9 protein-coding genes are annotated in these 13,711 nt (G+C 49.6%); 5 read left to right on the forward strand and 4 right to left on the reverse strand.

Features of this window, described 5'->3' with window-relative positions:
* Window positions 1–99 precede the first annotated feature (99 nt).
* Together ACR9Y8_RS25470 and ACR9Y8_RS25475 are read left to right on the forward strand one after the other, a co-directional pair.
* Window positions 100–5,325 (forward strand): HAMP domain-containing protein, encoded by a 5,226-nt coding sequence (locus tag ACR9Y8_RS25470; RefSeq protein ID WP_481216074.1) that lies wholly within the window; start codon window positions 100–102, stop codon window positions 5,323–5,325.
* 6 nt (window positions 5,326–5,331) lie between these two features.
* Window positions 5,332–6,561, forward strand: coding sequence for a sensor histidine kinase (locus ACR9Y8_RS25475; RefSeq protein WP_481216075.1), 1,230 nt, complete (start codon window positions 5,332–5,334; stop codon window positions 6,559–6,561).
* 108 nt (window positions 6,562–6,669) lie between these two features.
* On the opposite strand, the gene ACR9Y8_RS25480 is transcribed toward ACR9Y8_RS25475, so the two are convergent.
* Complete coding sequence (locus ACR9Y8_RS25480; RefSeq protein WP_481216076.1) at window positions 6,670–9,705, reverse strand: T9SS type A sorting domain-containing protein; 3,036 nt, start codon at window positions 9,703–9,705, stop codon at window positions 6,670–6,672.
* 83 nt (window positions 9,706–9,788) lie between these two features.
* Between ACR9Y8_RS25480 and ACR9Y8_RS25485 the strand changes: the two genes are divergently transcribed.
* The 3 genes from ACR9Y8_RS25485 to ACR9Y8_RS25495 all read left to right on the forward strand — a co-directional run bounded on the left by ACR9Y8_RS25485 (window position 9,789) and on the right by ACR9Y8_RS25495 (window position 12,117).
* A complete protein-coding gene (locus ACR9Y8_RS25485) occupies window positions 9,789–10,586 on the forward strand; it encodes a HipA family kinase (protein ID WP_481216077.1) in 798 nt (265 codons plus the stop codon).
* On the forward strand, window positions 10,564–10,947 hold the full coding sequence (locus ACR9Y8_RS25490) for a DUF3037 domain-containing protein (protein WP_481216078.1): 384 nt from the start codon (window positions 10,564–10,566) through the stop codon (window positions 10,945–10,947). Before ACR9Y8_RS25485 ends, ACR9Y8_RS25490 begins: the two co-directional genes overlap by 23 nt.
* Window positions 10,948–11,151: 204 nt before the next feature.
* Entirely contained in the window at window positions 11,152–12,117 is a 966-nt protein-coding gene (locus ACR9Y8_RS25495; RefSeq protein ID WP_481216079.1) for a DUF5996 family protein, read from the forward strand.
* Window positions 12,118–12,200: 83 nt separating this feature from the next.
* Here the strand turns inward: ACR9Y8_RS25495 and ACR9Y8_RS25500 are convergent, their stop codons facing one another.
* From ACR9Y8_RS25500 to ACR9Y8_RS25510, 3 genes are all read right to left on the reverse strand, one after another.
* Complete coding sequence (locus ACR9Y8_RS25500; RefSeq protein WP_481216080.1) at window positions 12,201–12,644, reverse strand: glycine zipper domain-containing protein; 444 nt, start codon at window positions 12,642–12,644, stop codon at window positions 12,201–12,203.
* Window positions 12,645–12,795: 151 nt separating this feature from the next.
* Window positions 12,796–13,101 (reverse strand): GNAT family N-acetyltransferase, encoded by a 306-nt coding sequence (locus tag ACR9Y8_RS25505; protein WP_481216081.1) that lies wholly within the window; start codon window positions 13,099–13,101, stop codon window positions 12,796–12,798.
* Window positions 13,102–13,168: 67 nt separating this feature from the next.
* On the reverse strand, window positions 13,169–13,555 hold the full coding sequence (locus ACR9Y8_RS25510) for an SPW repeat domain-containing protein (protein WP_481216082.1): 387 nt from the start codon (window positions 13,553–13,555) through the stop codon (window positions 13,169–13,171).
* Window positions 13,556–13,711 lie beyond the last annotated feature (156 nt).

A 13,711-nucleotide genomic window follows, 5' to 3' on the forward strand; every position in this document is an offset into this window, starting at 1 on the left:
TAACAAAGTAGCACAAAAAGAGGAGGGAAATTTACTTTAAAGTGAGGTAAAGATGAGCTAACTTACGCATACAAATTTCTTATTCTAACAATCTGGGGAATGGCAACTAGAAAAAAAATTGTGGCGCCGGAATCCACGCCGGTGGCTGAGATAGTATCGAACGATGAGCTGAATCCGCATCAGCTCTTACAGGTGCTTTCAGAAGTGAAAAACGGAAATTTCAGTGCGCGTATGCCCGTAGATAATCTCGGGCTCACGGGAAAGATCTGTGATACGATGAACGAGATCATCACGCTGAATGAAATGCTGGTGGAAGAATTGCTGCTGGCGCGGAACACTATCGGCAAAATGGGAAAGCTCAATCACCGTGTATCCATGCCCCGTACGGCAAAAGGATCGTGGAATGAAGCCGTGCTTTCTATTAATACATTAATATCTGACCTTGTTCACCCTACGATAGAAATCGCGAATGTGATCAGTTCTGTGGCAAAAGGCGACCTCTCAAAAGAGATGCCGCTGCAGATCGAGGATCACATCCTGCAGGGGGAGTTTGCCCGTATCGCCAAAGAAGTGAACGGGATGGTGAAGCAGCTGAACCTCTTCTCCCGTGAGGTGACCCGTGTGGCCCTGGAAGTGGGTTCTGAGGGTAAGCTGGGCGGCCAGGCCAAAGTAAAGGATGTGGCCGGTGTGTGGAAAGACCTGACAGACTCCGTGAACCAGATGGCGGATAACCTTACCGCCCAGGTGCGTAACATCGCGGACGTGACAACAGCAGTGGCCAGGGGTGACCTCTCCAAGAAGATCACGGTGGATGTAAAAGGAGAAATCCTGGAGCTGAAAGATACGATCAACACGATGGTGGACCAGCTGAACTCCTTCTCCTCAGAAGTGACGCGTGTGGCGCGTGAGGTGGGTACGGAAGGTAAGCTGGGCGGCCAGGCCACAGTAAAAGGCGTGGGAGGTGTGTGGAAAGATCTGACAGATTCCGTGAACCAGATGGCCGGTAACCTTACCGCACAGGTGCGTAACATCGCAGACGTGACCACGGCGGTGGCCCTGGGCGACCTTTCGCGTAAGATCACCGTGGACGTGCGTGGAGAGATCCTGGAATTGAAGAACACGATCAACACGATGGTGGACCAGCTGAACTCCTTCGCTTCGGAAGTGACCCGTGTGGCGCTGGAAGTAGGTACGGAAGGTAAGCTGGGCGGCCAGGCCAAGGTGCAGGGTGTGGGCGGTACCTGGAAGGACCTGACGGATTCTGTGAACCAGATGGCCTCCAACCTGACGGCCCAGGTACGTAACATCGCGGAAGTGACGACGGCAGTGGCCAAGGGCGACCTGTCGCGCAAGATCACGGTGGACGTAAAAGGAGAGATCCTCGAGCTGAAGAACACGATCAATACGATGGTGGACCAGCTGAACGCCTTCGGTTCGGAAGTGTTCCGTGTGGCGCGTGAGGTGGGTTCTGAAGGTAAGCTGGGCGGACAGGCAGATGTGCCGGGAGTAAAAGGCCTGTGGAAAGACCTGACGGATTCCGTGAACATCATGGCCTCCAACCTGACCTCCCAGGTGCGTAACATCGCGGAGGTAACCACGGCCGTGGCCAACGGTGACCTTTCCCGTAAAATTGAAGTGGACGTAAGAGGAGAGATCCTCAAACTGAAGAATACGATCAATACGATGGTGGACCAGCTGCGCGCATTCGCTTCGGAAGTGACCCGCGTGGCGCGTGAGGTAGGTACGGACGGTAAGCTGGGCGGACAGGCATTTGTGCCCGGTGTGGCGGGTACCTGGAAAGACCTGACGGACTCCGTGAACTCGATGACGGGTAACCTTACCTCCCAGGTGCGTAACATCGCGGAAGTAACGAAAGCGGTGGCCTCCGGTGACCTGTCTAAAAAAGTAACCATCGACGTAAAAGGAGAGATCCTCGATCTGAAGAATACCATCAACACGATGGTGGACCAGCTGAACTCCTTCGCCTTCGAGGTAACGCGTGTGGCGCGTGAAGTTGGTACGGAAGGTAAGCTGGGCGGCCAGGCAGAAGTGCAGGGCGTGGGCGGTACCTGGAAAGACCTGACAGACTCTGTGAACATGATGGCCTTCAACCTGACCAACCAGGTGCGCGGTATCGCCAAGGTGGTGACCGCCGTGGCCACCGGTAACCTGAAACAGAAGCTGTCCATCGTTTCACGCGGTGAGGTGGCACAGCTGACAGAGACCATCAATGAAATGATCGACACTCTGGCCGTGTTTGCCGACCAGGTAACCAACGTAGCCCGTGAAGTGGGTGTAGAAGGACGTTTGGGCGGCCAGGCAAGTGTGCCCGGCGCATCCGGTATCTGGAAGAACCTGACGGAGAACGTGAACCAGCTGGCAGAAAACCTGACCACACAGGTGCGCGCCATCTCGGCGGTGGCATCAGCGGTAACGAAAGGTGATCTTACCCAGATGATCCGCGTAGAGGCAAAAGGTGAGGTGGAAGAGCTGAAAGATACCATCAACCAGATGATCGCCAACCTGAAGACGACCACGCTGCTGAACCAGGAACAGGACTGGCTGAAATCCAACCTGGCTACCTTTACGCAGATGCTGCAGGGACAAAAAGACCTGAACACGGTAACCCGCCGTATCCTTTCAGAGCTGGCCCAGGTGGTGAATGCACAGAAGGGTATGTTCTATATACTGGAACAGGAAGATGAATGGTCTAACCCCAAGCTGAAACTTTTTGCGGCTTATGCCTATGGCGAAGAAGAGAGCCTGTCAAGGGAATTTGCGTTAGGACAGGGCCTGGTAGGGCAGTGTGCTGTTGAAAAGAAACAGATCCTGCTGACCAATGTACCCGGCGATTATATCAAGATCAGCTCAGGTCTGGGCCAGGCGCCGCCGCTGAACCTGGTAGTGCTGCCGGTGTTGTTTGAAACACAGATCAAGGCGGTAATCGAGCTGGCTTCATTCGAGAATTTCAACCAAACTCACCTGGACTTCCTCAGCCAGCTGACGGAAAGTATCGGTATCGTACTGAACACGATCGAGGCTAACTCCAGGACAGAAGCTCTGCTGGAGCAGTCGCAATCACTGGCCGATGAGCTGAGAAGAACCAACGAAGAGCTGCAGGATAAAGCTCACCTGCTGGTGAAACAGAAAGAGGAAGTGGAAGGCAAGAACAAGGAAGTGGAAGAGGCGAGAAGATCGCTGGAAGAAAAAGCCGAACAGCTGCAGCTGACTTCTAAATATAAATCGGAGTTCCTGGCTAACATGTCGCATGAGCTCAGGACCCCGCTGAACTCCCTGCTGATCCTGGCGCAGCAGCTGTATGAGAATCATGAAGGCAACCTGAGCGAAAAACAGGTACGCTACGCTAAAACCATCCACAGCTGCGGTGATGACCTTATCCAGCTGATCAATGATATATTGGACCTTTCGAAGATCGAATCCGGCTATATCTCTACAGACTTTATCACGGTACGTTTCAGCGAGGTGATCTCCTTCGTGGAAACTACCTTCAAGCATATCTCAGAGAACAAGAACCTGCGCTTCAGCATCTCTATTGAAGAGCAGCTGCCGCAAACCATAGAAACAGACGTGCAGCGCCTGAACCAGATCCTGAAGAACCTCCTCTCCAATGCCTTCAAGTTTACAGACAAAGGCGAGGTACGCTTACGCATCTACGAGGCCAGGCACAACTGGAAGACTGCCAACACCAGCCTGGATAATGCAGATCGTGTAGTGGCCTTCGAGATCAGGGACACCGGTATCGGTATCTCTAAGGACAAACAGAACATCATATTTGAAGCGTTCCAGCAGGCAGAAGGTTCTACCAGCCGCAAATACGGCGGCACCGGTCTGGGGCTTTCCATCAGCCGCGGCCTGGCCGATCTGCTCGGCGGGTCTATCGAGCTGGAGAGCGAAGTGGGCAGAGGTAGCGCCTTTACACTTTTCCTGCCACTGGGTTACAATGCGGCTGGCATCATAAAGGAAAAGCCCAGCACATTGAAGGCGGGAGAATATAAACTGGAAGAAAGCGATGATACATCAGCCATCAGATCCGTACCCACTATCCGGGCTGCCGAACTCAGGGACCTGGAAGGCCTGAACGAGATCATCAATGAAACGGGAGATGACAGAACGCATATCGTAGATAATGATAAGGTGATCCTGATCGTGGAAGACGACGTGCGCTTTGCCAAGATCATGCAGGAAAAGGCCCATGAAATGGATTTGAAAGTGGTAGTAGCTACCAGCTTCGGAGAGGTGCTGGACCTTACCAATAAGTACAGCCCCATTGCCGTAACCCTGGACGTGAAGTTGCCAGATGCCAGCGGATGGCGGGTGCTCGACATTTTCAAGAATGATGTAAACCTGCGGCATATTCCCATTCACCTGATCTCCGGTGAAGAGAACCGGCAGCTGGCATTACAGCGCGGGGCCCGCAGCTTCAACCTGAAACCGATGAAGACGGAAGCGCTGACCGAACTGTTCAAGGCTATCCTGGAGCAGGATAACCGCAAGCATAAGAAGGTATTGGTGGTAGAGGATAATGAAACAGACGCTGGCCAGATCACCCGTATACTTGATAATGACGACCTCATCGAAATCGAAGTGACAGCGGATGGAAGATCTGCGCTTGAACAAATCAAAAATAATTTGTATGATTGCATTATTGCCGACTACACCCTACCTGATATTGAAGGGACAGAGTTTATATCCTCGATATATACCATGAATAAACATAACGGTACCCCTGTTATCGTCTATTCAGCAAGAGATTTCTCCAACATGGAGAAGTCTAAGCTTAAACAATACACAAACAAGATTCTGACAAAGGGCAGTAGCTCCCTTGAATTGCTGCTGGAGGAAACAGTGATGCAACTGCATCTGAACCACCAGGTATTGCCGCAGGAGAAGCGTAAGATCATCGAAGACCTCCGTTCTAAAAAGGATGTGTTGCTCCATAAGAACGTGCTGGTAGTGGATGATGACGTGAGAAACCTGTTTGCGCTGACCACCGCGTTTGAAAGGTACCAGATCAATACCATCACTGCGGAAAGTGGTAAGGAAGCTATCAACATCATGACCGAGAACAACCAGATTGACATTGTACTGATGGATATCATGATGCCGGAGATGGACGGTTATGAAACGATGCAGAAAATACGCAGGGAGCACAAGAACAGCGCGCTTCCTATTATCGCGGTAACTGCAAAGGCAATGAAAGGCGACCGGGAGAAATGCCTGGAAGCAGGAGCATCGGATTATATCACCAAGCCTGTGAAAATTGATCAACTGCTATCGCTGATGCGTATCTGGCTATACAGATGATCTGCTATGAATATTATTTTAAAAATAGACGGTGTGCACGAAAAAGATCAAATTAAAATATTGGTGGTAGACGACCGGCAGGATAATCTACTGTCTATATCCTCTATACTGGAACGCGAGAACTATACTACCGTCAAAGCCAGTTCCGGGAGAGCAGCATTGAAAATACTGCTCCAGGAAACCGATTTTTCCCTTATACTGATGGATGTGCAAATGCCGGATATGAACGGCTTTGAAACTGCCTCCATGATCTATCAGCGTGAAAAGCTGAAGAATATCCCGATTATCTTTATTACAGCTTTCAGCCATGGCGAAGAAGACATGTTCAAAGGATACAAGGCAGGGGCGGTTGATTTCCTTTATAAGCCGGTGAACCCCGAATTGTTACGGGTAAAGGTGGGCCTGTTCGTAGAGCTGTACCGTAAAACGCAATCCCTGGAACGGGAGATAGAAGAACGGCAAGCTTCCGAGCTGAGGGTAAGACAACTGAACAGCCAGCTGATGCAGAACAATATGCAGCTGAAAGCCGCTAACGAAGAGCTGGACCGTTTTGCTTATATCGCCTCGCACGACCTGCAGGAGCCCTTACGCAAGATCCGTATGTTCAGTGATCTTATCCTGCAGAAAAAGCCGAATGTAGACGAAGTAGATAAGCATATCCTGAAGATCACCAATGCCACCGAACGGATGCAGCAGCTGGTGAACGACCTCTTGCGCTTCTCCCGGCATTCGGTAAGTAAAGGCGATTTCACCGAGGTGAACCTGAACGGTGTTGTGCAGGAAGCGGTGAAGGAGCTGGATCACCAGATACAGCAAACAAACACACAGGTAATGATAGACCCACTGCCCGCCGTATATGCCATTCCTACACTAATGCAGCAGGTGTTCTATAACCTTATCGGCAACGCTATCAAGTTCCGCAAAAAGGACGGTGTACCGCAGGTACATATCTATGCCAAACAGGAAGCGGCGCCAAAGGAAATGATCAATGGGAACGGAGACACCAGCTATTACAACATCTATATAAAGGATAATGGTATCGGGTTTGAGACGAAATACCTGGAAGACATTTTCATTGTTTTCAAACGCCTGCACAGCTATCATGAAATAGAAGGATCCGGTATAGGTTTGTCTATCTGCAAGAAGATCATGGAACAGCACAATGGCTTTATTACAGCCGAGAGCGAGTTGAATAACGGCGCCACCTTTATTATCGGTCTGCCGCGGGTTAAATGATAAAAGTCGTAAGTCGTAAGTCGTTAGTCGTAAGTCGTAAGTCGTTAGGGATCGTAGCGAAGATATACCCGCTGCATTCCCTAACGACTTACGACTTATGACTAACGACTAGAATATATGTAGTTTCTTCGTCTCTGTTGCCCCATTCGCACTGATCCTTACCAGGTACATGCCCGGTTGCAGGTCTGCTACAGAAATATTCATGCGCTGTGCACCTGCAGCGGAGATCTTCTTCACTGTTTTTACCGTTGCTCCCTGCAAATTGAAGATATCAATGCTTACCTGCGCGCGTTCTTTCAGCTCATAGTCGATGATCACATTTTCAGTAGCGGGATTGGGATAGAGCCTGAAAGAGGGGATAGGTGTAACGGTGGCTTTTACCATTACCGGCTCCATGGTTTTAGCAGCACTATTCATCGTTCCCCAGTTAAAGGTTTCCCAGCCTCCGATAGCGTTGCGGTTACAGTTCATGGCGGTGGCGCCATTCTCAGAGCAGACATACTGGCCGGAGGGGCTTTGTAATGCTACGCTGTTCTCTCCCAGTTTGATCCACCTGAATTTTGTGTTGCTGTTAATGGTAACGTTGGTGCAATACATCGGGCTGGCGGAGGTAACGTAAGAGCCGTTGCTGCCCTTCAATGCAATCAGTCCATCGCCTGCGTCTACTACTTCAAACTGTTCCCAGGGGCCTAAGGCAGCACGATTACAGTTCATAGGGCCGGCGCCGTTCTCAGAGCAAACATATTTGCCGCTGTTTGTCAGCCAGATCAGGCTGCCGATAGGAGCGACGGTGGTAGTACCGGTGTCTGATTCGATGGCGTCTTCAATGATGATGTCATCAAAATAGGCGCTGAAATTACCGCTGGCAGAAGTACGGCTGTAAGCGATGATGATGCCGCTGATCTCATCGCCCACCAGTTCTCCTTTACCGATCTGGCAGCTGAATTTCTGCCATGTGCCGATGGAACCCCGGCCTGCGTTGGGATGCATCACTGTGCCATTATTATCGCGGTAAGCGCTCAGATCACGCAACACTTTGCCTGATTTGAAAGCAAGATCTACGGAGGTGTACCTGCCCGCTTCGTTCACGGTATATTTCCAGAAGCTCAGCTGCATATTGGCTTTCACCGGTATTTTAGTGGCAGCTATCTTATAATAATAATCAGCTGCGCCGTTAGCAGTACCATCGATCTTAACTGCGTAAGCGCCGCTTTTGGCAGACTGTCCCTTTACGATGGTAGTGCTGGTATTGCTGACCCCACGGCTCGATAGCAGCGCGTTCTGATAGAAGCAGGCGTCAATAGGCGTTACAATATCCTGTGGAGTGCCATTGATAACGCAATTGGCTACACGGCTTTCGAAACTGTTCCGGTAGTATACAGGACCATTTGAATATGGCACCGGTATTTCCATGGGAGCAGTGGCACTGGTCAGCATCCTGGCGGCAGCTCCGGCCAGGCGTAGATAGTAATCGGAAGAGGTCCAGATACCATCCTGCGCCAGTGTGCCGAAGTACTGGTCTGTGGGAATATCGAAGTAGTCTACCGCGGAGGAGATGATGTTGGTGGATTCTTCAAACTCGTCCAGCATGGCAAAATACATAGAGGTAGCGCCGATGCTCTTGATGTTGCGGGCCTGGTTCCAGAGGAATTGTCCGCCGTTCCTTTTGGTATCATTCGGATACCCGGAAACATGTTGAGACCAGGCGCTACCTGGAAAAATCACAGGATAGTAATCGAGACCGTTCTGGTTACAATAAGTTTTATCAGGAACCATGTAATTGGCCCTGTAGTTATCTGCTCCGGCAGCATCGCTGTAAGCGCCTACTGTCCAGGGAGAGATCATGTTATAAGCTTTGTATACTTCTTCAAAATCAGTGCGGGAGCCTTCGTTCCTGAGGCGCCAGTCGCGCGGTACGCCAGCTATTACATAACAGCCGCGATCCCTGAAGAACTTAGCCAGTTCAAGCGCCTGTGGTTTATTTACCAGGATGGTGCTGTAGCCCAATCCCCAAAGCTCTACTACGGGTTTACCGTTCACCGTGGCATAGGAAGGAGAGGAAGTCAGCGCATAGATCTGTTCCATCTGGTACACCCAATCGCGTTTAATGCCTTCTACCAGCTCGTCTAATGATTGTGAGCCGTTGTTGACATCGGGCATGCAATACATCACATAGAAATAACGGCGGTTGTTTTCACAGGCATTTTTGATATGGATATAATAATCGTCTGTGGCCGTATATTTCATATCCCTGCCTACCGGTGCATTACGCTGGATGGCAACGCCATCGAAACCGGCCTTCTGCAGCAGCGATAGCTGGACGTCTATTACTCCTTTATCAGTTGAGTTATACAGTTTTGCAGGACTGCCATTGCCCAGGTTAGCGAAATTGGTAGGGTAGAGGGCCACGCCGGATTTGTCCTGGTAGTCTGCCAGGTAGGGAAATGTTTCTGTATTATGATTACCCCTGCCTGCTGCGGGTAGTTTGCCGTAAGCCCAGTGGCGCCAGTCTTCCGGCTTGCTGCCGGCCTCATGCCAGAGCTGGTAACCGGCAAATGATTTGCCTTTGAACTCTGAGCCCGGGTTGTTGGGCTTTGCAGGGATGGGCTGTGTTTCAGGGCTTAATGCACCGATGTATACAGAGATATCGGCAATGTAGTTATCCTCGCTGCCGAAGCCCATACGTATATCGCCGCCGTAACCCATAGAGCCATCCAGTCCTGCATCGTTCAGCACAATGATACGGGTGATCCATTTTTTGGTGTTCGTCTTCTTGAAGTCGGCGCCACCCCAGCCTGCGCCTGAGCGGGTGTAATTCATCCACAGGTAGTTCATGCTGTTGTCATAATAAGTGACAGTCAGGATGAGCTGCCTGGCGGTAGAGGGTACGGCATTGCGGTTACAGGTGACATACATAAATTTGCCTGCAGGGATCTTCCTGCACGGTACGCCGTCTATAACAGCCGTTTGCGTATAGCCTTCCCCGGAAGGGTTGTTTTCGGCTGCTAAAGTCAATCCCAGTGATTGTACCGGGGTAGTGAACTTTATCCAGTCGGCTACCGGGGGAAGCGTAATGTCGCCCGCGATCGCAGCAATGTGAATGAATAACAATAAGATAAGGGAAATGAAAACAGGTTTTTTCATAGATAGGTTTTTCTTCATAGTGTAAAGGTTCGCAGATATGGTACGGAAAGGTACAAAAATTTGATTTATATTTCCCGGAATTTATGGAAAATCATCAACCCGAAATAAGGTCTGTGAATGTAACCCGCTATGTAACACCATTGCGGGAAGGTGGTTCAATGCCTGCTATTGCGGAAGCGGATGACGGCTTCTTATATGTGCTGAAATTCCGCGGAGCGGGGCAAGGTGTTAAAGCATTGACAGCCGAGCTGATAGGAGGAGAGATCGCACGCGCACTGGGTATGAAAGTGCCGGAGATCGTATTTGCGCAACTGGATACCGCCTTCGGGCGTACGGAGCCCGATGAGGAGATCCAGGATCTGCTCAAGGCCAGTGTAGGGCTTAACCTTGCGGTGCATTACCTGCAGGGATCCATTACCTATGATCCTGCAGTTACTAAGATCGAGCCGGAGCTGGCTTCGCGCATTGTATGGCTGGATTGCCTGCTCACCAATGTGGACCGCACGCCGCGCAATACCAATATGCTGATGTGGCATAAAGCGTTATGGCTGATAGATCATGGCGCATCCTTATACTTCCATCATACCTGGCATAACTGGAAAGAACATGCACAAAGGCCTTTTGTACAGGTAAAGGATCATGTACTGTTGCCGCAGGCTTCAGCACTGGAGCAGGCAGATACCTTGTTCCGCGGGATACTGACAGAAGAACGGATCCGCGCGATCGTATCACTGGTGCCGGATGAATGGTTCAACGACGCCTCGCAGGCAGCCACACCGGAAGAGGGCAGGGAAGTATATACACAATTTTTATTAACACGGATCGCATCATCCGCAGTTTTTGTAAATGAAGCACAACATGCAAGGAAAGTTCTTATTTGAGTACGCTGTTATCCGCATAGTACCCCGCGTGGAACGCGAAGAATTCCTGAATGTGGGTGTGATCCTTTATTGTAAGGACAAGAAATTCCTGCAATGCATCTTCACGCTGGATGAAGAGCGGTTGCGCGCTTTTTGCCCGCATACAGATCTTGGCGAAGTGAGGGCTTACCTCTGCGCTTTTGAGCTGATCTGCCAGGGAAGTAAAGAAGGCGGGCCTATCGCACAACTTGATCTCTCGTTACGTTTCCGCTGGCTGACAGCCACCCGGAGCACTATTTTGCAAACCTCCAAGGTCCATTCGGGACTCAGCGATAACCCGGAAGAAACATTGAAAAAACTGCATACGCAGTTGGTATTGTAGCAGATAGGGTCAGTTTAATGATACTATTTTAACAAAAAGGTCCCGGAGCAAGGATAAAGCAAGGATAGAGCAAGGATACTGCAAGGATAAAGCAAGGAGAAAGCTGCTAAAATAATATTAAAAAAAGGCAGGGGGTATGTGGAGGGTATATTTTCAGTAAATTACCATGTAAAGACTAATCTCCTCATTCTTAATGGTTAAGCTATGCAAGGTGTATCTTTAAAGCAGGACAAATGGCCCGTGTTGAAATTTGACGAACTGAAAGGCACACTGGCAGGGGTTCATTTGTGGACGCAGATAGTAGGAAAGATCCGCCTTCGGAAGATGCCCTGGTTAAATCATTCCTGGCATGTTACCTTGTATGTTACGGCCCAGGGATTGAGCTCAGGAAGTATGCCTTATGAGCATGGGATCTTCCAGATGGATTTCGATTTCCAGCACCATCAGCTGCTGATCACTACCAGCAACGGCGGAAGGGAAATAGTGGAGTTAACCGCGCGGACAGTAGCAGACTTTTACAGGGAGGTGACCGGGAAATTAAAGGCAGCAGGAGTATCTGTCTCCATCTACAACATGCCCAGCGAAATAGAAGGAGCCGTTCCTTTTGAGGAAGATCATGTACAGCGTCCATACGACAGGCAGAAAATGGAGGATTACTGGCAGGCGCTTGTGAAGGTCCACAATGTACTCACCCGTTTCAGATCCCGTTTTATCGGTAAATGCAGTCCTGTTCATTTCTTTTGGGGCGGCTTTGACCTGGCGGTTACCAGGTTTTCTGGCAGAGATGCACCATTGCACCCCGGGCAGGCGCCCAATATGCCAGCGGAGGTAATGCAGGAGTCTTATTCCAAAGAGGTAAGCTCCTGCGGATTCTGGCCTGGCAGTGAGCAGTATCCGCATGTGGCTTTCTATGCTTATTGTTACCCGGGTAACGAGGCATTTGGTGAACAGGCTGTTCAACCTGCGGAAGCTTTCTATAGTAAAGAAATGGGTGAGTACCTGCTTCACTACGATGTGGTACAACAGGCAGATAACCCCGAAGAAACATTGCTGGCCTTTTTGCAATCTACTTATGAGGCTTGCGCCAATACAGGTAATTGGGACCGTAAGCACCTGGAATGCGATTTATCCTGGTTTGATCAGCAATACGGATGTTTTAAGCAGGTATAATACAATACAGCTCACAGCACCATACAATAAAAAAGGGTATCTCATAGAGACACCCTTTTTATATATCAGACGGTTAATATTGCTTATTGCTTAGCCGCTTCTTTTTTCTTCTTCTCGTGGTCAACAATCGCACCTATGCCTGCGCCCATACCTGCACCTACGATAGTACCGATAGCAGCGCCTTTAACACGGTCGTTCTTGTTCACAACAGCGCCGGTGATAGCGCCTGCACCTGCGCCTACTACAGCGCCTTTAGCGGTATGGCTCCATCCTTTCTTCTTTGCAGGGGCAGCAGTACCTGCAGATGATGTGCTGGCAGTGCTATTGTCGCTGCTGGCAGGAGCTGCAGCAGTACTTCTTTTTTTGCTGGCGGCCTTTGTTTCATGTTCTGTTTTTACTTTCTCCGCTGTTACTACGGAGTCAATGGCGGCTTGTTTTGCGCTTTCAATAGCTGCTGCGTTATCAGCGTTATTATGGCAGGAAGCGAATACCGCTGTTGCAGCAAGTGCTATCAATAACTTTTTCATGGTAAAAATTTTTGCTGTGTGTTTACGATTAGCCCACAAATATCGAAAATTATGCCAGTCGTCAAAGCGTGCAGGCGGTGACGATAGCCAAAATATGCTATTATAGGTTGATAAATAGTAGATTAGAAATTCTGTTTTTTTTAAATTTTACTTAGCCGTGACGATGATATTCCGGGTCTAATTGCTGGCGGTATTCCGGGTGATTTTTAACAAACCCCGCTACGAAGGGACAGTATACCATTACCTTTTTATGATGGGCTGCTGCATAGCTAAAAGCCTCCCTTGCCAATGCGCTGGCAATACCCCTGCCTTCCAGCGCTTTAGGTACGGTGGTATGCATGAAGGCGATATCCTTTTTATAGAAACGGTAAGTGAGGTAAGCTTTTTCCCCTTCCAATGCAATTTCGAACTGCATCTCTTTTTCGTTGTTGACGATGGTGTATGGATGCGCTGACATGGTTGTGAAATTACAAAATAAAAAAAGAAGCATTGTATGAAAACAGTGCTTCTTTTTTTATAAATGCTTAGTGTGCCGGTCCCACATGATGAACATGTTTGCTTTGCGTATGAGGTCTCCTTTCAGTCATCAGGGCTACGCCTATTTCAACAAGGCCCACAATAACATGCGGCGCCCAGATATAGTCAGCAAAACCGAACAGCCATGGAGAAATCAACAGTAACAGACCGCTGATCATATCAAGGGCCAGGTGGATACGCATGGAGATCATCCGCCATACACCCAGCTCATAATCTGTTAGCAGGCTGTATAAAATAGTGCCTGCGCCAAGGATGACCGGCAGCCAGGTTTCAACGCCCCCGTTGGCAAAGCCGAGCACCCAAGGGGCAATGATTAACAGGATGCCAACGATATAGTCAAGGCACCCGTGTGTTTTAGTTCCTATCACTCTCATAGTCCAATAATTTTATTTATAAATCAAATACATAAGTTATGCCAGTGTAGACCTGAACCCTGTACCATAGCGGGTTTAGTAGTGATCAGTGTAGAGACGGACCCCCGTTTTGGGCAAAGGAAGCGGGATTTCATCCGCTGAAAACGCCACTTGTCA

The organism is Chitinophaga sp. SVR4-12A, assembly GCF_056754765.1.